The following is a 1,327-nucleotide window of genomic DNA, read 5'->3' on the forward strand; positions in this document are numbered from 1 at the left end:
TCGAACCGCCCACTTATGTGCCCTCTTGGAATACGTCAATATGCGCGCTCCAATTACTGGGGTTCGTTTGGAAACCTCTTCAATTAAAGCTAACCAGACATGCAATGTCACTTCATCATGGGGTAATTTACCCATTTTTGGGAAAACGTGAATTTCGAAAGAACGCAATATCTGGTCAGCGTTAACCTTTGAACCTTGCATTGTCGTTTTCCACCATTCCCTTATGAGGCTCTCTACTGTTACGGCACTCAATGCAGATTCTTTGCGAACACGTTTAACTGTTTTAGGATTGCGGTGCTGCTCTAATTCCCCACGATAAAAAATCACTGAGTCACGCGCATCTTTTAAGCTCGTTGCTGGATAAGTACCGATATCAATCCGATCCCCTTTTCCGTCCCAGCGATATCTAAACTGAAAAACTACCTTTCCCTTAGGAGTAACACGGACTGATAAGCCATCCCTGTCTGACTTGGTAATCATATTTTCTTGTGGTTTGCCACTGATTGAGCGCAGCCATGAATCAGTAATAGCCATATCAATTTCCTTAAAAAATAATACAGCTTTTAATGTAGTTTATGTACACTGACATGTACATAATTTTCATGATGCCAAGTGAATATTTATGATTACCATTGACTAAGACAAACCAAGATAGAATAAATTTCAATTTAAAATCAATTATTTAAGTTAATTTTCATGACTAAGGATGATCATTAATGTTGAGGAGTGATTGCATCAAGGCATTTCGCTGCCGGATATGTTTTTGCACCATTTCCAGTAGCGCGACCCGTTTATGTGTCAGGATTTCATCGTCGGGGATTACCGTCACATCTACCAGCGGGAAGGGACCGGAATAAATTTCCTTCGCCAGAGCCGGATCATCAAAGCAGTCGAACCAATTGGTACTCCAGGGATACGGCTGTATTTTCCCGTGATAAAACAACATCGGAATGACCAGCGGCAATTTTTCATGTCCCTGCTCCAGATGCCGTTGCATGGCTGAAATACCGTAGCGCATAAGTCGAAATGCCATCATTTTGTCCGGGGAACTCTGGTGTTCGATCACGCAATACACGTAACCGTCACCCTGCGCCGTTTTCAATGAATACAAAATGTCGGAATAATGCGCCCGCAGATTATCTTCAATAAACGACCCTGATTCCAACCGCAGTGTATCCAGATCACAAACTGCCCGTAATGTCGCAGGCAAATGAATCTCCAGGAAGTCTCTAGCCGTATCGATATGACTTAAAAACTGTTTAAAAACAGCGTCATGTGGCGTTGGTGTATTTTTTCTCTTCATCGGTGAATGGTAGCATACTTTCTT

At 42.4% G+C, this 1,327-nt stretch carries 1 protein-coding gene and 1 pseudogene; both read right to left on the bottom strand.

Annotation, left to right across the window (positions count from 1 at the left end):
- Nucleotides 1-534 (bottom strand): integrase arm-type DNA-binding domain-containing protein (locus LGZ99_RS24410; RefSeq protein ID WP_262979844.1); only part of this gene is annotated, 534 nt, incomplete at its 3' end.
- A gap of 202 nt (nucleotides 535-736) precedes the next feature.
- A pseudogene (locus LGZ99_RS24415) lies at nucleotides 737-1,303 on the bottom strand (Rpn family recombination-promoting nuclease/putative transposase); the annotation flags it as partial.
- Nucleotides 1,304-1,327: the final 24 nt, after the last annotated feature.

This window comes from Photorhabdus temperata, from assembly GCF_025384845.1.
In the GTDB taxonomy this organism is placed as follows: domain Bacteria; phylum Pseudomonadota; class Gammaproteobacteria; order Enterobacterales; family Enterobacteriaceae; genus Photorhabdus; species Photorhabdus temperata.